A 22,209-nucleotide genomic window follows, 5' to 3' on the forward strand; every position below is an offset into this window, starting at 1 on the left:
TGTATATGTTTTATTTAACTGTTTGCAACCCTTATTCAGCAAAGCTCTTGAAAGTAAGAGTGGTATTCAGTTTATTAGCTTACTGTTTTTTATATGGTTCGGCATACTCACATGGCAAATTATCGTTGCTGTTAAACGAAACACACAACATTAAATAAGATTGGGATAGCTTCATGAACCTTACCGTCGGACAACGCGCGCCTTTAAGCAACCTTGCTATTGACGATACCGCACCAATCACGCTTAAGTTTACTCGTCAAAGCCCAATAGAGATGGATATTAGCTGCTTTGCTTTAGACGCAGCAGGCAAACTGATCAATGATGATTATATGGTGTTTTATAATCATCCGACCTTACAATATAATTAGTTGACGAAAAATGAATGAGCATTGATATTAACTAGGTAGCTGTGTAAGCAGTAGAGCTAATTATGAAAACTGATGACATTATACAATCCATAAAAAATAAAACATTTGATGATAAAGTACTTATTCCTAGTGAGATAAATGCTCATGAGATAATAAATATCTCAGATATGATTGTTCTAAAAGAGATAGCAAAACATATTAACAAATTTGAGATTCTCCAAAAGACTGAAACGTGGCCAAAAGACAGTTCAAGGCAATACATTTTAGGTTCAATGGATAAGCTTAATACTTTTCTAAATGATATTGCTGAAGGTGTTTGTCGATGTTCAAAATATCGATATGTTAAACCTACACCAGAAGGGCAAGAAAGTCTGGGACTGATAGAGATATTACAGAAAGTCCAGCATGTTTCTTATCCTGAAACCAACTATGAATGTCGATGTACGCTATGCCAGACTGTTTATATCTGTCATGCTCATGAAGTTAGGTTTGGAATAGGTTATTATTGGATGAAAAAGAAACAGTCGGGCTAATTAGTTATTTAATGTGGGAATAAAGTATTGTGCAAATTCGCATAGTATCTGTAAAGTATCTTTGATTAGCTGGTAATCCATTCTTAATAGATAACATTAAGTTTTCAGCTTAGCTAAAATAAAAAACCGCTCCGGCTCTCGCTGTTAGCGGTTTTTTAATGTCAGTAATTAGTCTATTATCTTTAAAAGAATAAAACTCTAACGTAAGGAACACCATGAACCATCTCACCGTTGGACAACGCTCGCCTTTAAGCAATCTTGCTATTGACGATACCGCACCAATCACGCTCAAGTTCACTCGCCAAAGCCCAATAGAGATGGACATCAGTTGCTTTGCCTTAGACGCAGCGGGCAAACTGATCAATGATGATTACATGGTGTTTTATAATCAGCCGACCTCACCATGCGGACAAATCAAGCTCACCCATTACGAGTCGCAGCCAACGGCAAATAAAGGCATCCAAGCCGAGTTTGAGGTCAATTTATCCAAACTGGCTGCGAATATAGACAGCTTGTTTTTTGTGTTATCAGCCGACACGCCGCTGAATCAAATTCAATCGTTAGAGATTGGCATTTGGCAACAATCGCAAAAGGCGCAAGCAGAATATCAAGCATCAGACTTTGCCCAGCAGCAAGCCAGTATGCTGATGCAGCTTTATCGTAAGAGTGGCGTGTGGCGAGTATCTAACGTCGCGCAAGGCTTTAATGGTGGACTTGCCGCTATCGTGCAGCATTTTGGTGGTGATGTAGAAGAGAGTAGCCCGCAAGCAGTAGATGTAACCGCAACGCCAGTTCAAGCAAAACCGTCGTTAGAGAAGGTCATGCTAGACAAAGCACCCAAACTGGTCAATCTGGCCAAAAAAGCCACGATATCGCTTGAGAAACGCCAATTGCAGCAATTAACCGCAAAGGTAGCATTGGTGTTAGATGCCTCAGGCTCAATGAACAGACAGTATAAACAAGGCCGCGTGCAAGAAGTGGTCAATCGTCTATTGCCATTGGCAGTGAGCTTCGATGATGACCAAGCGCTCGACTGTTGGGCGTTTGCCCGAGATCCGCAGTATTTGGGTGAGATTGGGCTGAGTAACTATGAAGGCTTTATTGACAACGCTCACGGCGGCTGGCGCAAATGGGCACTTGGCCCGCGTGTGAATAACGAAGCAGAAGTCATGAAAGCCGTGACGGAGTTTTATCAAAAAGACGGCTTGGATGTGCCTGTATACGTGCTATTTATCAGTGATGGCGGGGTGAATGATAATCGCGGTATCACTAAAGTCATGACGGAAGCTGCGAAATTACCGATATTTTGGCAGTTCGTGGGCTTAGGTGGTCGTGGTTATGGCATCCTAAAAAAATTAGACGACATGACAGGGCGCGTGATCGATAATTGCGACTTTTTTGAATTAGATGACTTGGATGATATCAGCGAAGAAGCCTTGTATGAAAATATGCTAGAAGAGTTTCCAAGCTGGCTAAAAGAGGCACGCGAGATAGGGCTGATAGCGAAGTAAATAGACATTGGCAGCATCAATTTTTTCCCCGTTGTTTGTGTTGCAACGGATATACCAACTGCGATACAAACCCTTCGGGTACTTTTGTATTCGCTGTCGTACCATATTTTTTGGGTAAGTGGTCCGGTAGGTGCGCGGTTTTAAATATCACATCATAAATGGGTAAAAAGGCGGCAAAGTTTTTGTCCCACGCTTCCTTTTCTGAGGAATGATGCCAATGATGAAACTCTGGCGTTGCCAATACCCAGCGAAAATACGGAAAACGGAAACGGACGTTGGCATGAATAAAGATGGCATGAAAAGAGATAAATACCAAATACGCATAAATTGCCGCTGGAGAGAAGCCCATAAACAATAAGGGAATATAACCGAAAAAACGATTCGCAATCAGCTCAAACACATGTACTCGACTTGCTGCCAGCCAGTCCATGTGATGCGAAGAATGGTGCACCGCATGTATGCGCCACAGCGACGGGACTTTGTGCATAGCGCGATGAATCCAGTAACTAAAAAAATCCACCACGATCAAAATCTCTATAAATTGCAGCACTAAAGGCTGACCACTGACCAGCTGATGCCATGAGGGGTTAAGCCATTGATTAAATAAAATCTGCGCAGGAATGATGGTAAAAAAACTCAGTAATTGAATACCCAAATGGCTAAACATAAAGTATTTAATGTCGGTTACCCAGCCAGATCGGAGCAGTTTTTGTGCTTTATACTTGGCATAAAAGCGCTCCATAGGAATAAACACTAGCGCGGAAATCACCAGCGTTAAAATAAAATAGTCCAAGCCTGCATATAGACTACGCTCATAGTAATTGGGCTCGATCTGTCCTGATGCGAGCAGGGCGGCAAAGGCATTGAGCAACATACCCGCCATTCCCCAGCGCTTAGACGGATTGCGTAGTAGGCTAATTACACCTGACATAAAGCCAATGACCACACTGGCAAACAATAGGCCTCGTAAAATATTGGCATTATACAAAGGTCTAAAGTCTGGCGTGGTGAGCAGATTGGGGAATAAAAAACACAGAGCAGCAAGCGTGGTCAGTATGCCCAAAGACACCGCAACAAAGGCGGACACTTGTCCTGAGCCTTTTTTTATGTCACGGTCTTCAAAGTGCTTTCGGAGTAATTTGCTCATAGTTTTAATTTGCTGATGTCATTTGAGTTTAATCTAGCATTGTTTAGCGCAAATGGGTATATTAATTACTCAACATAGTTGGACAAATACTGTTTATTCCCATAATGTAAGCTAGCTATAGTTAAACCAATACGATGACGAAGCGATGCTAACGAAAGTCCCGCTGCTAATCATAATTTTATGCTTCTTAAAATCCTACTGCTGGATAGCGATTTATGACTGATTTGACAACCCACTCTATAGGCAGTCGTGCAACTGTTTTGGCTTATTCATCATTGAGTATTTTACTGGCATTAGCTATCAGTGGCTGCTCTTTGGAATCATCTGTTGATCATAACAGTGACTCGGTAGATACAGACGGGGTAGATCGAAGCGCATTATCGAGCATGCAAGCAGATACCAATAATACGAATAGTCACCAGCCTAACTCTGCTTTAAAGCAAATTACAGCGCTTCCCTTTACTAAAAAGACGTCACAAAACGGTCAGCAAAGGCCATTATCAGCGTTTCCAGTGGAGACGAATAATAAACAGCTCCAAGAGCTGCTATCGCATGATTATATGAAGAGGGCAGGGTTTTATCAGCTCCCTGATAAAGGTGACATGCAAGTCTTTGTCATATTTCACGCTTATGAAAGTGAGTCCCTTGAGCTTGAAGATACCTCTGGCTTAACCATTGACCAACTTGAAGACCAACACAGCTATCTTGTGACTATTAAAAAAACGCATACGCCAAATGCTAATGATATGGTTCATATATTTGAGCTAGCTGAAAACGATTTTGTAATAGCAAAAGACTATCAACAGATCATTAACACTCATTATGATTTTAACCGCCAACCCATTCATTATCAGTTAACTGATGATGGTTCAGTGCGAGCAGACCGAAGTATCACTAATGTCACTACACTACCCTTTAGTAGTTATGATGTAGATGACGCCGTTCAACTCGATACCAATCTGGTCACTAGCGAATTTATAATGGACAATCAAGTACTTGCCAAGCAAGTGACCAATAAGCTTAGGCCTGTGTTGGGTGGCTCCTCTGACCGAGGGTTTTTTAAACTGCCCAGCATTGGTGATATTGAAGTGTTTTTAGCATACGGGTTATTCGAGGATAGTGGCGCGGACTATATTACTGACGATAATCCTGAAGGCATGTTTATAGATCCCGAATATTATCTTATTACTGTCAAAGACGACAATATTGCCATTACCAATTTAGGTAGCACATTTACTATTGAAGAGGATTACCGAGAAATATCAGTAGTTGATAAGTATTTTCAAATCACGGTCACAGGAAAGATTGTTCCTGTTGATGAACGTCCTAAACCAACCCCACCAAAGGCTAGGATCACCCAAGCAAACTATAAGCAATTTTTTCCCAGTCCTTTGTTTGCCAGTTTTCATTTCGATGTCAATAATGATGGCAAGCGTGATTTACTAGTAGCTAAAGATAAATCTACAGACAATAGTTATCAAGGTGATGAGTTGTATGTGTATTTAGCAAAAGATAAATATTATGAGTTAGATTTGTCTTCAATTACCTTTGCTGATGCGCCTTCCACCCTTTTTTCTTCGATCACTCCTACAAATAATAATAAGGGATTTATCGTAAGTACATACAGCGCAAATAGTGAAAAAGACTACATCAAAGAGTACCTATTTGAACAGGTTGGTACTGAATGGTGGGTGACCTATGGCGTTTTAAAAAGCACAGTAGATACGGGCGCAGCATATTATTGTCAAAGTAGAACGCAATATAATGCCACGACGGATTTTGCTCGATTTGATTTAGATAAAGAAATCGACGATGACTACAAATTACAAAATTGTCCCATACCGCCTACCCGCTATAAGGTAGTCAGTGATAAAGCAGAAATTTTAAATAAGGGTTTTATGCCCAATAAACCAGCAAGCTATTTTATAAAAAGCGATATCATCCAACAACCCAATATTTTTTACGGACAAAATCAGGACTGGGTTAAAGTAAGCTATAAAGGTGGCTCAAAGTCAGGGTGGGTGCGTAAGCGTGATTTGATAGGTATGAAATAAGATCTTTTCACCCTTAGCACCTAAAATGAAGTTTTTGGCTTGCCTGTTATACTATGAAATACAAAAGAGAAGACTCATAGTCAAAGGAGAGACGCCATGCAAACCACTAAATTGCTTACTTTGAGTATCTTAATAGCAAATTTAACCGCTTGCGTCTCTTTACTCACCAATGAAGACACCTTAACAGACGCCGATCTTATTCGAGCGGCCCAGCAAAAAGAGAATACGCCAACCGAAGGTGCACAGCAATGGGTGATTGGTGTGCATAACGGTATCGAAGTGGTCAAGTCATTCCAGTGCTCAGACCTCTGTCCGCAGAATACCTTACGGGTGATTTATTATGACGTGCAGACTGATGCCACTTGTGAAAGTATCGGCGGCGTGACCAAATCAATATTAGTACCGTTTGCTATTAGTGTGAAAGCGAAAGAATACTGTTTTCCACAGGCCATTGCTGAGTACTGGGAAAGCTATCCTGCCAAATCGTAGAGAAGAACGATTTATATTTACCTAATCGCTAAATAAGCTACGTATAGGTAGCAAAACCGTGCAAAATCAGTCTTGTACTCAGTTATTAATTTCTTTATCTTTGATAGCTTATATAAGTAGAGCAAATCTAATAACTTAATATTTAACACTGACCGATAAACTCCCATGACCCAACCAAAAAAAGCCTTTTATTATCGACCAAAGACCAATCAGCACAATAGCCCCGCGGTGCGTTGGGCATTTTTGATATTTGGTTGGATATTTTTTGTCTTGGGAATTATTGGCGCATTATTACCCGTGATGCCGACCGCGCCTTTTATCTTATTAGCAGCAGGTTGCTGGGCACGAAGCTCACGACGCTTTCATTTTTGGCTGATTAATCACAAGTATTTTGGTAAGTTTGTTCGCGATTGGGAAGAGCGCCGCGCTGTTCCGCTATATGCCAAGTGGTTAGCCACGATTATGATGTCTATATCGACGGCGATGTTATTTTATCGCTTGCCAGCCGATACGCTATGGGTAGCGTGGCTAGTTGCAGCGGTATGTAGTAGCGTCGCTATATATTTATTTCGTTTGCCAAATGCTTAAACATATAGAATAAATGCTTAAAATTTTTGTTAAGTATCTAAAAATAAAGCAAATAAGTGCAAAAAATAGCCAATAATTGCGCTTTGTTACACTAAAGATAAGATAAGGCTTGCGATACTGCGCTAGGCCACCTATAATACTTCCAAGCTTAAGAGCAGTTCTGCACCAAATCATTACCTCGTAGTATTAGTTATAATCCTTCGTTTTAATATTTATCGTTCAGTAGCTATTTGCAAGCGTTATCGGCCAATTAGGCCAAAAATAAATTAAATATCAGGGTTATGACTATGTCAGACGTTCAAAAAGGTACAGTTAAGTGGTTCAACGAAGCTAAAGGCTTTGGTTTCATCGCTCCAGAAAATGGCGCAGACGTTTTTGCTCATTACAGCGAAATCACTGGTTCAGGTTTTAAAACTTTGGCTGAAGGCCAAGAAGTTGAGTTCACTGTAACTCAAGGCCAAAAAGGCCCACAAGCACATAACATCGTTGCTATCTAATTCGTCTTTATAGACAACTAGAGCAAGATGAATAAAAAAACGAGCCTTAGGGTTCGTTTTTTTTCGCCTATTATTTATGTTTATTGCTTTTGATAAATAAATAGTAAAGTGTTGAATAAAGTCTTAGGACAACAATGCCGACGATTATAGGAATAATCGTCGGCATTTTTAGTTTTATTGGTGCGTTAATAGCTTTTTTATAGTGAAGCGATGCCAATATTGATCAAGCCGCCACCGATAATTAACCAAGTAAACATAATGGCACCGAGTATCAATGGTTTGACGCCAGCTTGTTTAATGGCACTCATATGCGTGGTCAAACCAAGGGCAAACATTGCCATCGTCAATAACACATCATCAAGCATGACCATACTGTGTTCAAAGCTTGCCGTCATCGGTATCCACGTATGCAATACCACCACCAAAATAAAGATAAAGGCAAACCAAGGAACTTTCACTTGTTGCACGCGATTGATAAATGATGGTTTTTCGCCATTATCGCTACTGGTTTTGGTTAAGGCAAAAGACAATATTAATAAGAAAGGGGCGAGCATCATAACGCGAATCATCTTGGTCACGACCGCTGTATTGCCAACCTCGGTGCTAACGGCGTTACCTGCGACCACCACTTGCGCCACTTCATGAATGGTTGAACCAGTATAAATGCCGTATTGCTGAGCGTTTAGCCAAGGTTGTAGCCAGCCAAGTTGATATAAAAATGGATAGAGCAGCATGGCAATCGTGCCAAAGACCACCACGGTGGCAACGGCAATGGTGACTTTATGCGCTTCGGCTTTGACCACGGGTTCTGCGGCAATTACCGCTGCAGCGCCACAAATACTTGCCCCTGAGCCGATCAATAAGGTCGTTTGCTTATCGACTTTAAGCCACTTTGTACCGAGCCAATAGGTAAGTAAAAACGTTGAGGTTAATACCAATGCATCAGTCATTACGGCGGGCATACCAACGCTTGCGACTTGGGTTAAAGTCAGTTTAAAACCATAAAATATAATGGCTAGGCGCAGTATTTGACCTTTAGCAAAACCAACACCCGCACTTAATTGATCAGAAAAATTTGGATAAATTGTATTGCCAAGTACCATGCCAAGTAAAATTGCTAACGTCAACGATGACAGACCAACAATGCGTCCATTTGACCATGTGTCTAGGCTGACATTTAACCACAAACAAAACAAGCTCCCAATCAGCACGACAATAAGTCCCATCGCATGACGATTATGCGGGAAGTAATTATTCATGGTTTGTGCTACTGCGTTCATATCGTACGCATCCTATTTTTTATCATCTATAATCGAAATAAGCATAAGCTTATGAATAGACAGTATAAGATAAACCGATTTATAATAAAAACAGATTAATAAGATATAAACTATCGATTTTTTAGGTTAGTAAGTAGTTTCTGATATTAAGTGATTTTTTAGAATTTTATAGTTTGTATAGGATGTCAGAGACATTATGAAAAAGACCGTTCAGACGCAGCCGAAGATTACCCTGAAGCAGCTATCGGTGTTTGTCAGTATTTATCAAACTGGCAGTACCAGCCGTGCCAGTGAAGAGCTGCATTTATCGCAGTCAGCGGTCAGCAGTGCACTCACTGAGCTGGAGGCGCGGTTACAAATGCCGCTATTTGAGCGCGTCGGTCGCAGGCTTAATCAGCATCCAAACGCCCATCCTATCTATATACAGGCGCAAGCGATTTTGGGACAAGCTTTAACGCTTGAGCATTATCATAAGCATCAAGCAGGGCAGATTCATATTGGTGCTAGTACCACGATTGGTAATTATGTATTGCCACCGCTGCTTGCCAAATTGTACGAAGCGCTACCCGATGCCCATATCGATATGTATATTGCCAATACCCAAGAAGTGGTCGGCGAGGTTGAGCAATTAAATATCGATATTGCGCTTGTAGAAGGTATGCCGCGCCCGACAGATATGAAAGTGATTGAGCAGCGCGCTTGGCGGACCGATACCTTGATGGTATTTGCTAAATCTCATAGTAAATGGCTGGCAAACATGGACTATAACCATAAAGAAAAATGCTATGAGCTCAGCGTTGAACGATTGGCAAGGCTGCCATTACTGGTACGAGAGGCGGGTTCGGGGACGCGGCAGATTATCGATGAGCAGTTATTGCAGCATCTACCGCATGCCGAGATTGTCATGGCAATTCAGCAGTCAGAAGCCATTAAGCATATGGTCAGCGCCGATATTGGGCTTGGCTGCTTATCGCAGTATGTCATTCAAGCAGAATTGGATAAAGCAGAGCTGGTGCAGGTGAAAGTAGCAGGTATTGATTTAGCGCGCACGTGGTGGCTGGTGTGGCATAAAGCGCGTCATCAAAGCCCCATTTGGCAGAGTTTTATTGATATTTTGACAGAAGATTGATTTTAGTAGTAAACATAGAGGTATTGGATAGAGTCTCTACTATTTTGATGGATAATAAAACAGCGCACTGTCACACAGTGCGCTTTTCTCAATGAGCTTTTTTAATAACTTGGGAATTATGTTAAGTCTGTTCCTGTTCTTAGGCTTATTTATTAACGGGTTTATCCAGTCGCACCACTAAGCTGTCGCATGGGACGTTTGGCAAGATATTATCTGCCGTCGCGCCACTAAGCCAAGCCGAGATACCGTGGCGCTCATGCCGACCGATGACCAATAAATCAACGTCATGCTTATGGCAATAATTGACGATACCCTCACTGTTAGAGATGGCGGTTGTTACTTCAGAGTTGACCGCGTGCAAGTCATTACGCTCCAAAAACTGAGCCAGTTTGGCGCGTGCTTCTTGGCAGCGTTCATCATCGATTTCATCGTATAAGCTTGAGGCAGGCACCAGCTCATAGCCAAAGCCGACCATGGTATCTTTGACGATATGTAATACCGATAATTTGGCGTTCGGACGATTCTCGACGATACGTTTGGCCTTTTGGGCGACCACATCAGCGTCGGACATCAAGTCGGTGACCAATAAAATATGTTCGTAACTCATGAGCTGCTCCTTTTGACAGATGATTTCAACTATAGCACTACTACTGACTGCTGTTAAGTAGGCTTTGTTAAATCCACACTATCTTTATGATTTATTGTTGAAGCGTTATTATTTTTCTCCTAGCGCTATCTTGACTTATCAAGCCCTAAGCCCCATCTAGTTTCGTTAGGCAAATCCTTTTTAGCTGATAACTGCCATTCTATTTAAAGATTACCTATATTTTTATAACACTACCCCACTCTCAACTTATTTTTCTAAGGTATTGGTTTACTTAGTTTTTAAAATTTCAGTTAAAACAATTAGAATTTTAAATTCTATAAAAATCAAAAGCCTACGATAAGTTGAGATTGGCGTAACACTACTATTTTTATAACTTCTACAACGCTATTAATTTTAGACCAATCAATTTTATAAATATAAACCTTTCCATTTTTGATTGTTTATCCTGAGCTGCTTTATCAGTTAACGGCCACATGAGCGCTTGACGAAGAAGCTATCAGGTTACTCTATAAGGACAACTATGACTGACACGCCATTTACCGCTGATTTAACCCTACATCCAGCGTTTGAGCTGCTTGAGCACCGTCATATCGATGCACTGTCGATGGACGTATTGATAAGCCAGCACGTCAAGACAGGCGCCATGCATTACCATTTGGCGCATCCAAGCGATGAAAATGCCTTTTTGGTCGGCTTTCGTACTCAGCCGATGGACTCAAAAGGTGAGGCGCATATTTTAGAGCACGTGGCTTTGTGTGGCTCTGAAAAGTTCCCTGTCCGCGACCCCTTCTTTTCGATGATTAAACGTTCATTAAACACCTTTATGAATGCCATGACCGCCGCCGATTGGACGGCGTATCCGTACGCGACCCAAAATAAAAACGACTACTTTAATTTGCTGGCCGTTTATCTTGATGCGTCGTTTTTCCCCAATATTCATCCGCTGGATTTTGCCCAAGAAGGCATCCGCGTTGAGTTAGACGAAAACGATAAGCCGCAGTTTAAAGGCATTGTGTTCAATGAGATGAAAGGCGCAATGAGCGGCGAGATTGATCAGTTGTATCATACGGTCGCCCATCATTTGTTCCCAACGACGACCTATCATTATAATTCGGGCGGCGATCCTGCTGATATTCCTGATTTGACCCATCATGAGCTGGTTGAATTTCATCAGAGCCATTATCATCCGTCAAACAGCGTGATCATGAGCTTTGGTAATATTCCGGTTGCCCAAACGCAAGCAAAAATTCATGACGATGCCTTGATTCAGTTTGAAGCGGGTAAAAAACACGTTTCGCGTCCAGAAAAACGTCTGTCTGCACCGATTAGCGCGGTTGATACTTATACTGCTGATGAAGCTGGTCCAGACCAAACGCATCATGTGGTGGCGTGGTTATTGCCATCGATTACCGATCCCAAGCAGCGTTTGGCACTGCGTCTATTAGAAGGCGTGTTGGTTGAGCATGCAGGCTCGCCACTGCGCGCGTATTTGGACAGCCATCCACTCGGTAAAGCGCCGAGTCCGCTATTGGGTCTCGATGACAGTCATTATGAAATGGTATTCTATACCGGTCTACGCGGTTCAAACCCTGAGCATGCCGAAGCGGTAGAGCAGGGCATTCTTGATTTACTTAAAGAGGTGGCGAGCAATCCGATTGATGATGAAACCATCGAAACCATTTTGCACCAAATCGAGATTGATCAGCGCCATATCGGCGGTGATAGCATGCCGTATGGTTTAAACCTTATGTTAGAGGGCTTTAGCACGGCGATTCATGATGGCAACCCTATCGATGTGTGGGAAGTTGATGAGCACTTGCAATGGCTGCGTGAGCAAGTCAAAGACGAACAGTGGTTACCGAATTTAATTAAGACCCATTTGCTCGATAATCAGCATCGTGTCCGTGTCACGTTGACGCCTGATAGCGAAAAAACTGCCCGTTTGGCAGCCGCTGAGCAAACCCGTCTTGATACCATTGCGATGGATTTGACCGCTGATGATAAAGCTATCTTAAAACAGCAAGCGCTTGATTTGGCAGCGCGCCAAGCTGCGCCTGATGATTTAAGCTTATTGCCAAAAGTTGGTCTAGAAGACGTGCCAACCGATATCAGCTTTAAACAAGGCACGCAAAAACAAGTAAATTTAAGCGGGCAAGACAGCACCTTATTTGAATATGAAGCCGGTACCAATGGCTTGTATTATTACCAAGTGATAGTGCCATTGACCGATGCGATTGGTAATCAAGACACCAGCGAGCTACCGGTTAATGAAGTCATCAATCATCCGCTATTGCCGATCTATTTAAGCTTATTGTCAGAACTGGGCACGGACTCGCTAAGCGCTCATCAAATGCAGGCCAAGCAAGCGGCGCATTCATCAGGAGTGACGGCGCGTATCAGCCAGCGTACCAATATCGATGATAGCCAAGCGATTAGCAGCTACTTCGTCGTCGCTACACGCGCGCTAAATCGTAAGCCTGAAGCCATTGATTTGCTTAAAGAAGTCATGGAGCACAGCGTCTTTAGCGAGCATAACCGTATTAAAGAGATTTTGCAGCAGCGCGCAGCTGGTTGGCAATCAAACCTTGCCGGTTCTGGGCATTCGTATGCTATGCAAACCGCCAGTCGCGGCATGAGCCGTCAAGCGCAGTTAGAATATGTGCGTAGCGGGCTGCCAGCATTGAACGCGCTCAAAGACTTCTTAACCCACGCCAGTAGTGACGATAGGCAGTGGGATAAATTGGCAAGCAGTTTGATGGATTTACATCAGCGTATAATAAGTTTGCCGAAACACGCCGTCATTATCTGTGAAGCCGAGCAAACTGAACGTTTAAGTAATTTAATTGTTGAGAGCTGGAAAAACAGTAAAGCGTCACAAATTGCGGAAAAATTAAGCAATACTGAAACGGCTATTGAAGCGAGCATTCCAAGTGAGTTTGCAGATTTACAGTTAGACTCGGCGCTCAATGGTAAGAATGATGGCGCTCAATTAGAAGAGGTTACTGCTGACGATTTGGCGTGGCTAGTGCCAACCAACGTTTATCATAATGCCAGCGCTTATACTGTACCAGCCGCCGACCATCCTGATACGGCAGCCTTAATGGTGTTGGCGCCGTATCTGCGCAATGGTTACTTACATAGTGCCATTCGTGAGCGCGGCGGTGCTTATGGCGGCGGCGCAGGTTACGATGCCAATGCTTGTGCCTTTAAGTTCTTTAGCTATCGCGATCCGCAGTGTGCCGAAACCTTTGCCCATTTTGATGCCAGTATCGAATGGCTATTAAACGAGCCGCAAACCGATGAGCAATTAGAAGAAGCGATTTTGGGTATTATCTCAGGCATGGATAAACCAGGCTCTCCAGCAGGCGAGGCGGTAAAAGCCTGCTTTGCCAATCTGCATCATCGCGGCATCGACTGGCAGCGTAAAATGCGCGCGGCCATATTATCTGTGACGGTTGCTGACTTGCAGCGCGTCGCTAAGCAATATCTGCAAGGTCAAGACCATGTGCGAGCGGTACTAGCGCCGTATGATAAAGAAGAAGCCGTAAAAGAGTTAGGCTTTAACGTTTGTAAAATTAAAAGCTAGTTGTTAATTTAGCGCAAAATCAGTCATCGCAAATCATTGACTGTATAAAAAAACCGCCGCTCTCAGTGTTTGTATTGAAAGCGGCGGTTTTTATTGCCAGTAAGTATTTTAAAAAGTTGTATTAATAACGCTTAATCGCTTGGTCTTTGCCAATCAAATCTTGATGAATAGGGAAGTCGTTATGGTCGTCAAACTCCTTGCGGTCGGCAAAGTAGCTTTTTAAGGTACGGCGCACGGCTTCAAAGGCAAGCTTATCCCACGGGATGTCTTCTTCAGCAAATAACGCGCAGTCCAGACTTTCAGAGCCAATACCGTAAGCGCCGTCTTTTAACTCGGTGATATAAATGCTATAGATTTGCCCGATATCGGGGATATCATATAAGCAATATAAATGCGGGTTGATAACCACTGCTTCCGCCTCTTCAAAGCTTTCACGCGCCGCGCCTTCTGCCATGGTTTCGCCGTTTTCCATAAAGCCTGCAGGCAGCGTCCATAAGCCATATTGCGGCTCAATTGCACGGCGGCATAGCAGCACTCTGTTTTTGTGCACGACCAGTGAGCCACAAATCACTTTTGGATTTTCGTAGTGAATATAATTGCAGTTTGGACATACCAAACGCGGCATATTATCGGTGGCTGGTATTTTGCGTTCTGCTTCATGGCCGCATTGTAGACAATAGCGCATATCAACTGCCTTATATAAGATAAACGAAAGATGGAAAAAAGGTTATCGGTGTTGTAAGAATTATAATTCTTATGTTATGACGTTCGCTTGTCAGCTGGCATCATAGCTATGAAGCCTAAGATAACACAAATTTCCATCGCACTGGCCGTGATAATAAAAAGCACACATTTTTGCTAAACTGATGGTAGCTAGGCTTACGTTTATGAAATAAGGCTTTTGAAGCGTCATTGTCAGCGCTGCGATTACGCATCAGTCCAGTCACATAAAGTATATGCAGCCGCTTTTAGATTGCGTTAGTCTAGACTAGACTGATGTTAAATAATAAATGATGGCTGTATACTGAAGGGTGGATTTACCAATAACGCGGATAATGGCGACCGCGACCGATATTGTTATAAATCAGCGCCACTGCAACCAAGGCAAGCGCACCGATTAGCGTAGGGGTGACTAAAAAATGCCAGTTGACGCCGCCGAGCATGACGATTAGTGGATTAGAGCCGGCGGGTGGATGCGGTACGCGCAGCAATAGCATCAGCGCAATCGCTGTACCGACCGCCAGCGACAAGCTCCACCACTCGATACCAAACAAGGTCAAAAACGATAGCCCCGTAAAAGTGGTGATAAGATGCCCGCCAACGATGTTTCTAGGCTGGGCAAATGGACTCTCTGGATAGGCAAAAATAAGCAAACAGCTGGCACCAAATGAGCCCAAAATCATAGCGACGTTTTGCCAGCTGCCCAGTAGCGCCAGTATGGCGGTGGCGAAAGTACCGCCAACCCAAGCAAGGGCAATGATAATTAATGGCAATCTTTGCGGGCAATCATCGGTCTTGCCCTGCATTTTATTTAATGAAAAAATCTTATCCACAAATATTTCCTAAAAACATGTAATCTTAAAGTGCTTACTTGCGTAATCAGCATCTTATTTAATGGTTATTTATGTTGAACGGCATTGATGCTTGATACTGATAAAAACATAGGGCAATAATAATGTTACTCCCCCCGCAGTCTGTCCATTTCGATGAATTTTCCGTCGCTGTGCCAGACTTTATTCGCTATCCCACTATTAGAAAACTTGCGGAACGCGTGCAGCATGAGACCTTAAATGCGGTCACCAATCCTGCGTTATACCATAGCTCTCATACTTCTCTTAGCGAGCGTATTTTAGAGAGTCTGTATCAGACACCGATTGCTGATGCCTCGGTATTGGTTGCCATCACTCATGAGCGCCATCCAAAGCTGCTACTGACGCGCCGCGCTGCGCATATGAACAGTCATGCTGGCGAAGTCTCTTGCGTAGGCGGTAAACATGACGCCGGTGACGGTAATAATGTCATCACCGCCTTGCGTGAAGCCTGCGAAGAGACCGCGCTACCACCCAATAAAGTGCAGCTACTTGGTCAATTACCGATTCAAACCTCTAAAAGTGGCATGAGTGTGCGTCCTATTGTGGCGCTAATTGCGCCAGATTTACTGTTAGTGCCCGAGCTTGATGAAATCTCGCGTATTTTTTGGGCAGATTTTGAAACCTTGCTGACGCAGCCTACCGTTGAGTATGCGATAGAGTATACGATGCAAGATCAGACCGCGACCATCCTCACGCCAAGCTGGCAAGTAGATGGCGAAACAATATGGGGTCTGACAGGACGCGTCATCGCCAGCTTGCTAGAGACGGGCTTTGATCGGCGGCTTGAGTGGTATTACCGCATTCAAGATACGCGTAATTAATACGTCAGTCGCTTGCGGTGATTTATTGAATTGTCTACAGTAAAACCATTTTCTAATCAAACCAAGCGCGTCTTTTGCGGATTTATTATAGTTATTGTAGAGGCGGTTGATAATGGCTTGATATATTCTATTTACTACTAATAATATTCGACTTATGCCCTCTGGTTATGGTTATAGATTTGCATAATATTATTCGTTAATGGTTTTATCTAATACTGAGTGATTATTCTTCTTAAAGTATCTGTAATTAGCACAAGTTATTTATAATAATCGTCGTTTTTCTTTAACCACCAATTCATATTATCTTGGCGTTTAGCACGGAAGGCTTCTAATTTTCCCGCCACCGTTTGATTGTGTTGGCGTGCGGTATCGAGCGCAAAAAGAATCGGCACCGACGATAAGACGCCAAAACGGATTTTCGATTTTGGCAAATCCAGCCCATCGCCGATATCATCGCCGACCAAAGTACGGGTCACGCTAGCATTGACCATCTCAACGAAACGCCCACGGCGATTGTCCTCGCCCATCAGCTGCCGCGGTAAATCGTGCAACGCTTTTGCTAATGGTTGCCCCATTTTAAAATCAAGCTGCTGAATTGATAAATAGGTATAAAGCCATTCCCAACAAGCGGCTTCATCCTTCGGTAAGCGCTGTAAATCAACGCCCATCCAATAGCTGGCAAGATTCCATAGATGTAAGATACCTTCTGCTTCCTCGCCGCTGATACGGGCGCCAAGCAGCCGTAGCCCACGCATAATCAATAATGAAAACTGCAAATGGGTAGCAATCATATCGGTTTGATTGATAGGAATACCCCAATAGTCGGTGTTCCAGCTGCCATCTACATTGTGGTGTTGGTCGGCATCGGGTATGACACCTTTAGCGGCATTACCTTTACCTTTGAGCAAGTTTTGCCGCACCGTCGTGTGAATTTGCCGCACCTTGATAGACTGCCGCCAGCCTTCTGAGCCAATTGCCAATACCTGCTCAATCGGTTGACGGTTATTATAAGAGCTAGAGTGTAGTTGTGGGTGCTCAGAGACGGCTAGAATATAGGCATAAGTACGCATCAAACGCGGTAGGGCGTCGTGCATTAAGGCGCCCGTTTGAATAAGCGGCAGGGAGAGGGCAGGAATACTATAGCCGGCCATTAGCGCGACATTGCGCAACAGCCAAATCAGCATCAGTGGATAACGTCGGTAAGCAACCGCACCGATTTGTGCAAGCTTGGGGTCAAACCAAGTAGGATGGCTGCTAAATTGCTCGGTTAAGGTATTAAATGCAGGGTTGTTTAAAAGGGTAGTATCGAAGTTGCTGTCATTGCCACTATTACTATCGCCACTACTACTGTCGCTTAAGATAAATTGCTGCAAGGGTTTAGCAAAACGAATACCGTCAGCTGCTAATGCATCGGCTAGTGGATCACCGATATCGTAGCCGGCAATCATTTCCTCCAATAACTCTTGCGAGATGACAAAATCTTTTGGCAATAAATAACGCTTAATGCGCTTTAAGACTTGCAGGTCGCTATGGTCGTCAATCGCCGTCGTGCGTCCATGGCGCTGGTAAGGGTGAATTGCCGGGTTAGGGTCAGATTTTTGCCGAGCGCTGGCGCTATTTGCTTTGGCATTTTCTTTAGCGATATCGATGGGATCCATATGATTAGCTACTCTATATCGTCTGCTTTTATCCACCCATTTTAAGCGCATTAAGCGACTTATTTAGCATGATAGCCATAAGTCGCTCACGCTTAATGAGTGCTTAAGAATGATGGGTTAAGTCCACCGAGGTATTGCTGACCTCTTCTTTTAAGGTGGCTTTTAGCATCAAGTAACCTGCGATACCAGACACGATTGAACCCATAATGATACCTAAGCGCTCGTCAAATAATGGTGTCGCGCCGCCAAAGGCCAGACCACCGATAAATAAACTCATGGTAAAGCCAACGCCGCAAAGTAACGCTGCGCCGTAAATTTGCTTAAAGGTCATGCCCTTTGGCATGGTAGAAATACCCAGTTTGAAAATCAACCAACACATCAGCATTACGCCCATTTGTTTACCGATAAACAATCCGGCAGCAATACCGAGTGGCACGGAGTGAAATAATTCCGCAAAGCCTGCGCCCTTAAGCGAGATACCGGCATTGGCAAAAGCAAACAAAGGCAGAATGCCGTAAGACACCGTATTTTGCAAATCGTGCTCAAGTTCTTCTAGCGGCGAGTGTTCAGGATCCGTACGGTCAAATAATGGAATGAATAATGCCAGTACTACCCCAGCCAAGGTCGCGTGAACGCCCGATTTGAGCACGGCAATCCACATAATGACACCGATTAGTATGTATGGCGTGATGCTAGTAACATTGCGGCGATTGAGTAGATATAAGAACGGTAAACACAAAGCAGCGACAGCGAGCGCGCCGAGCGATAAGTCACTGGTATAAAATAAGGCGATGATTAAGATAGCGCCAATATCATCGAAAATGGCAATGGATACCAAAAAGACTTTGAGCGAGTTTGGCACGCGATTGCCAAGTAAGCTTAAAATACCAAGAGCAAAGGCAATATCGGTCGCCGCCGGAATCGCCCAACCTTTCCAAAACTCAGGCTCATTATAGTTAAAAATCAGGTAGACGATAGCAGGCATAATCATGCCGCCCAATGCCGCGCCAGCGGGTAAGATAATTTGTTTGACGTTAGAGAGCTCGCCGATGAGCACTTCGCGCTTGAGCTCAAGACCAACTAAAAAAAAGAACACCGCCATCAAACCATCGTTGATCCAATGATGGGCGTCTTTTGCAATCGCAAAGCCACCGATTTGGATGGCAACGGGCGCGTGAATAAAAGACTCATACCAAGTACTAAGAGGGGTGTTGGCAATAATCATTGCCGCGATAGCTGCCAGCGCTAAGACAATGCCGCCTGACGCTTCGAGGTTGAAAAATGCTCTGATTCTTTGTATTGCCATATTATCCTCATTGACTCAATAAAACGTGCTAAATCATTCAAAAACTTCAAATTTCTAAATTGTTCTGGCTTGCTTTCTTACTTTGGCTTGCTCAAATCCATTTAACCAAACCATAAACCCTCATCATTCATGCCGTAATTATCGTTAAAAATGACGTAGCAAACCGATGGCTCTAGTTTCTCATAATTTTATTCATATAAACAATTAAATACGTTAACGGTTTTATGCGGTTTTTTTAAACAGGCGAAGCCTACCAAAAGGCGTACTGATAAAGCCGCGAATATAACAAATCTAGCAGACTTTGCTAGGTTTTTGGTTTTTTTTACGGTTTTATCTTTATAATGAGCGCCTTTACACAAATTTTAACGTTAAGCTTGCTTCTTTTTATTATAAATTTTCAAGGTCAGTGTCATGGACGTATCGCTCTCTATCGAGATTATTTTAATGCTGACGGCGGTTGCGGCGCTGGCAGGTTTTATTGATGCCATCGCGGGCGGCGGCGGTTTATTGACCATTCCTGCCATGCTGCTTGCCAATATCCCGCCTGTGCTAACCTTGGGCACCAATAAGCTGCAAGCGGCGTCAGGGGCGCTCGCGGCGTCTATTACCATGATTAAAAAAGGTGTTATCAAACCTCAAAGTATCAAATTTGCGATTATCGCGGCTTTTATTGGTTCTGTGCTTGGTACGATTGCCGTGCAGTTATCGCCGCCTGATTTGCTAGAAAAGCTGATTCCGTTTTTGATTGCGGCGATTGGTATTTATACTTTATTTGCCCCAAGGTTGGGTGAAGTGGAAGCCGCACCGCGCATCTCAGAAAGCACGTGGCAAAAGGTAGTGGCGCCTTTGATTGGATTTTATGATGGTTATATCGGACCAGGTACGGGAATGTTTTTTGCTTTAGGCAATGTGGCGCTGCGTGGTCGTCAAATTATTGAAGCAACGGGCGCAGCAAAAGTGCTGAACTTATCTACCAATATTGGCTCGCTTATTTTCTTTATCTTGGGCGGTAATGTGCTGTGGAAAGTGGGACTGGCAATGATGGTTGGGCAGACGATTGGCGCTTATTTTGGCTCGCATATGGTCGTTAAAGGCGGCAGTAAGCTTATTCGTCCGATGATTGTGTTGGTTTGTTTGGCAATGCTAACCAAATATGTGCTTGGTTAACGATAGTTATTTTGAGGTTAAGATAGTCTTTATAAGTTAAAAAAGCTTTATTCCAGCAGTATCGTCACGGTCTTAAGTTGTTTCGTCTATATATCAATTTCCAAACCCTTACTCAAGACAGAAAAAACCTCAGTCCACATTTGGCTGAGGTTTTTATTATGCATTTTTATAAGTGACTAATTGATATTACCCGCCAGCCATGCTTGACCTAGCCACGTTTAATATCGTCGTATTCACTGCCCATAATGCCATCGCTAAAGACTTCAGAGAATTCGCGCTCGCTGTTTTCATCGATATGGCCATCGAAGACGTCTTTTGTACCCGCATCAGGGTCGTTATAAATAGCCAAATCCATCTTGCCTTCTGACTTCGCGACGATAGCGGTTACCGCTGCATCACCACTGACGTTGACGGCAGTACGCAACATATCAAGGATACGGTCCACCCCTAAGATAAGCCCAATACCTTCGATTGGTAAGCCTACTTGTGCAAAAACCATCGAGAGCATAATTAAACCAACCCCAGGAACACCTGCTGTACCAACAGAGGCAAGCACCGACATCAAAATAACGGTCAAATATTCGGTGATACCCAAATCAATACCATAGATATTGGCAATAAAAATGGTCGCCGTTCCTTGCATGATAGCCGTCCCATCCATATTGATGGTCGCACCAAAGGGCACGGTAAACGAAGCGACAGAGTTGTTGACGCCCATACGTTTGGTCACAGTACGTAAGGTAATTGGAATCGTCGCGTTCGAGCTTGAGGTGCTAAACGCAAAAATCTGTACTTCACGCATTTTTGTTAAAAAGGTTCGCACCGATAGGCCTGAAGCCAGCTTCAGAACAATCATCATGGTCACAAAGAAATGGAAGGCAAGCGAGCCAATTAATACCGCGACATAACCAAGCAGCGACCAGATAAGGTCTAAGCCAAGCTCTGACATGGCTTTTGCTAATAGCGCAAACACACCATAAGGGGCGAGGTTCATAATGATGGTCACCATCTTTAAGATGACTTCGTTAATAAGCTCCAAGCTTTGCACCAAACCTTTAGCAGGTTTACCAACCATCAGGATACTGATACCGATTAAAATAGCAAAGAAAATAATCGATAACATATCGCCATTCGCCATCGCGCTGATGGGGTTAGATGGGATAATATTGGAAAATACATCAAGCAGAGGCGGTGCTGATTGCGCCTAAAATGCCGCTTCTGTTTCGATATCCATACCTTTACCGATACCAAACAGCACACCAAGGCCAATCGCAGTGGCAATGGCCAGTGCCGTTGTCATCATATAGATAAAAAAGGTTTTGGTACCGATACGACCCAGCAAGCGTATATCACCGATGCCGCAAACTCCGCAAATAAGCGAAATCAGTACCAAGGGTACAACCAGCATTTTTAGCGAGTTAACAAACAGCTTACCGATAATGGCAAATAAACCATTGGTCACATAGTCACTAACAAAGCTGCCTTCAGTATTCAGTCCTGAATAGTTTATAATTAAACCCAGTATGATACCCAGCACCATGGCAACAATAATCTTGCCCGTTAATCCCATATTCTTCCACATAACTACTGTCCTTGATTGCCGTAACGCGCAGCCATAAAAACGATACTGCCGTATGGGTGTCGTTTTTATGCTTACTGTTGTTACGTCTAAAAGTTGGTTATCTGTCTTTGAAGTCAGATTTTGGGGACAATATAAAAGAATTGTTGGGGTGACTGCAAGAAATATTTATGACTAAAAAAATGCAAGAGAATAAACGCACGGTATTTTAAGTTTATTTGGCGGCAAAAATTTTTAGATTAAATTGAATAATATAAGCAATTTTTGATTAAATTTACTGGTAATAGTTAGGGTCTA

Annotated in this window: 18 protein-coding genes and 1 pseudogene; 11 read left to right on the plus strand and 8 right to left on the minus strand. The window is 43.3% G+C overall.

From position 1 onward, the window contains the following. Nucleotides 1-173: 173 nt before the first annotated feature. From IQ457_RS01160 to IQ457_RS01170, 3 genes are all read left to right on the plus strand, one after another. On the plus strand, nucleotides 174-368 hold the full coding sequence (locus tag IQ457_RS01160; RefSeq protein ID WP_242465311.1) for a TerD family protein: 195 nt from the start codon (nucleotides 174-176) through the stop codon (nucleotides 366-368). A 62-nt stretch (nucleotides 369-430) separates the two neighbouring features. After that, nucleotides 431-901, plus strand: coding sequence for a hypothetical protein (locus tag IQ457_RS01165; RefSeq protein ID WP_200661756.1), 471 nt, complete (start codon nucleotides 431-433; stop codon nucleotides 899-901). A 215-nt stretch (nucleotides 902-1,116) separates the two neighbouring features. Next, nucleotides 1,117-2,412 carry a VWA domain-containing protein gene (locus IQ457_RS01170; RefSeq protein ID WP_200661757.1) on the plus strand — a complete coding sequence of 432 codons (1,296 nt, stop codon included), beginning with the start codon at nucleotides 1,117-1,119 and terminating at the stop codon, nucleotides 2,410-2,412. Nucleotides 2,413-2,428: 16 nt separating this feature from the next. On the opposite strand, the gene IQ457_RS01175 is transcribed toward IQ457_RS01170, so the two are convergent. Next, nucleotides 2,429-3,559, minus strand: a complete 1,131-nt coding sequence (locus IQ457_RS01175; RefSeq protein WP_200661758.1) for a sterol desaturase family protein — start codon at nucleotides 3,557-3,559, stop codon at nucleotides 2,429-2,431. A 215-nt stretch (nucleotides 3,560-3,774) separates the two neighbouring features. Between IQ457_RS01175 and IQ457_RS01180 the strand changes: the two genes are divergently transcribed. The 4 genes from IQ457_RS01180 (at nucleotide 3,775) to cspE (ending at nucleotide 7,187) form a co-directional block, all read left to right on the plus strand. Then, nucleotides 3,775-5,613, plus strand: a complete 1,839-nt coding sequence (locus IQ457_RS01180; RefSeq protein ID WP_200661759.1) for a hypothetical protein — start codon at nucleotides 3,775-3,777, stop codon at nucleotides 5,611-5,613. A gap of 96 nt (nucleotides 5,614-5,709) precedes the next feature. Beyond that, a complete protein-coding gene (locus IQ457_RS01185; protein WP_200661760.1) occupies nucleotides 5,710-6,102 on the plus strand; it encodes a hypothetical protein in 393 nt (130 codons plus the stop codon). Nucleotides 6,103-6,267: 165 nt separating this feature from the next. Beyond that, a complete protein-coding gene (locus tag IQ457_RS01190) occupies nucleotides 6,268-6,690 on the plus strand; it encodes a YbaN family protein (protein WP_200661761.1) in 423 nt (140 codons plus the stop codon). 287 nt (nucleotides 6,691-6,977) lie between these two features. Next, a complete protein-coding gene (cspE, locus tag IQ457_RS01195; RefSeq protein ID WP_068403593.1) occupies nucleotides 6,978-7,187 on the plus strand; it encodes a transcription antiterminator/RNA stability regulator CspE in 210 nt (69 codons plus the stop codon). Nucleotides 7,188-7,384: 197 nt separating this feature from the next. Here cspE and IQ457_RS01200 read toward each other — a convergent pair whose 3' ends face one another. Beyond that, the gene (locus tag IQ457_RS01200; RefSeq protein WP_200661762.1) at nucleotides 7,385-8,467 is read right to left on the minus strand and encodes a YeiH family protein; all 1,083 of its coding nucleotides are present in this window, start codon (nucleotides 8,465-8,467) and stop codon (nucleotides 7,385-7,387) included. 196 nt (nucleotides 8,468-8,663) lie between these two features. On the opposite strand from IQ457_RS01200, the gene IQ457_RS01205 reads away from it, so the two are divergent. Then, nucleotides 8,664-9,596, plus strand: coding sequence for a LysR substrate-binding domain-containing protein (locus IQ457_RS01205; RefSeq protein WP_200661763.1), 933 nt, complete (start codon nucleotides 8,664-8,666; stop codon nucleotides 9,594-9,596). Nucleotides 9,597-9,741: 145 nt separating this feature from the next. Here IQ457_RS01205 and IQ457_RS01210 read toward each other — a convergent pair whose 3' ends face one another. Beyond that, nucleotides 9,742-10,203: a universal stress protein gene (locus IQ457_RS01210; RefSeq protein WP_068403584.1), complete on the minus strand. Its 462-nt coding sequence runs from the start codon at nucleotides 10,201-10,203 to the stop codon at nucleotides 9,742-9,744. 520 nt (nucleotides 10,204-10,723) lie between these two features. Between IQ457_RS01210 and IQ457_RS01215 the strand changes: the two genes are divergently transcribed. Continuing rightward, complete coding sequence (locus IQ457_RS01215; protein WP_200661764.1) at nucleotides 10,724-13,789, plus strand: insulinase family protein; 3,066 nt, start codon at nucleotides 10,724-10,726, stop codon at nucleotides 13,787-13,789. Nucleotides 13,790-13,910: 121 nt separating this feature from the next. Here IQ457_RS01215 and IQ457_RS01220 read toward each other — a convergent pair whose 3' ends face one another. Together IQ457_RS01220 and IQ457_RS01225 are read right to left on the minus strand one after the other, a co-directional pair. Then, a complete protein-coding gene (locus tag IQ457_RS01220; RefSeq protein ID WP_144297815.1) occupies nucleotides 13,911-14,474 on the minus strand; it encodes an NUDIX hydrolase in 564 nt (187 codons plus the stop codon). A gap of 352 nt (nucleotides 14,475-14,826) precedes the next feature. Continuing rightward, nucleotides 14,827-15,342 carry an HPP family protein gene (locus IQ457_RS01225; protein WP_227514902.1) on the minus strand — a complete coding sequence of 172 codons (516 nt, stop codon included), beginning with the start codon at nucleotides 15,340-15,342 and terminating at the stop codon, nucleotides 14,827-14,829. Between the two features lie 122 nt (nucleotides 15,343-15,464). Here IQ457_RS01225 and IQ457_RS01230 point away from each other — a divergent pair, with 122 nt between their 5' ends. Beyond that, nucleotides 15,465-16,202: an NUDIX hydrolase gene (locus tag IQ457_RS01230; protein WP_068403576.1), complete on the plus strand. Its 738-nt coding sequence runs from the start codon at nucleotides 15,465-15,467 to the stop codon at nucleotides 16,200-16,202. Nucleotides 16,203-16,459: 257 nt separating this feature from the next. Here the strand turns inward: IQ457_RS01230 and IQ457_RS01235 are convergent, their stop codons facing one another. Together IQ457_RS01235 and nhaA are read right to left on the minus strand one after the other, a co-directional pair. Then, nucleotides 16,460-17,860 (minus strand): oxygenase MpaB family protein, encoded by a 1,401-nt coding sequence (locus tag IQ457_RS01235; protein ID WP_200661765.1) that lies wholly within the window; start codon nucleotides 17,858-17,860, stop codon nucleotides 16,460-16,462. 103 nt (nucleotides 17,861-17,963) lie between these two features. Further along, nucleotides 17,964-19,166, minus strand: a complete 1,203-nt coding sequence (gene nhaA / locus IQ457_RS01240) for a Na+/H+ antiporter NhaA (protein ID WP_200661766.1) — start codon at nucleotides 19,164-19,166, stop codon at nucleotides 17,964-17,966. Between the two features lie 411 nt (nucleotides 19,167-19,577). On the opposite strand from nhaA, the gene IQ457_RS01245 reads away from it, so the two are divergent. Further along, on the plus strand, nucleotides 19,578-20,333 hold the full coding sequence (locus IQ457_RS01245; protein WP_200661767.1) for a TSUP family transporter: 756 nt from the start codon (nucleotides 19,578-19,580) through the stop codon (nucleotides 20,331-20,333). A gap of 208 nt (nucleotides 20,334-20,541) precedes the next feature. Here IQ457_RS01245 and IQ457_RS01250 read toward each other — a convergent pair. Continuing rightward, nucleotides 20,542-21,915: pseudogene (locus IQ457_RS01250) on the minus strand (dicarboxylate/amino acid:cation symporter). Between the last annotated feature and the right edge of the window lie 294 nt (nucleotides 21,916-22,209).

The sequence above is a fragment of the Psychrobacter sp. M9-54-1 genome (assembly GCF_016613355.1).
GTDB lineage: Bacteria > Pseudomonadota > Gammaproteobacteria > Pseudomonadales > Moraxellaceae > Psychrobacter > Psychrobacter faecalis.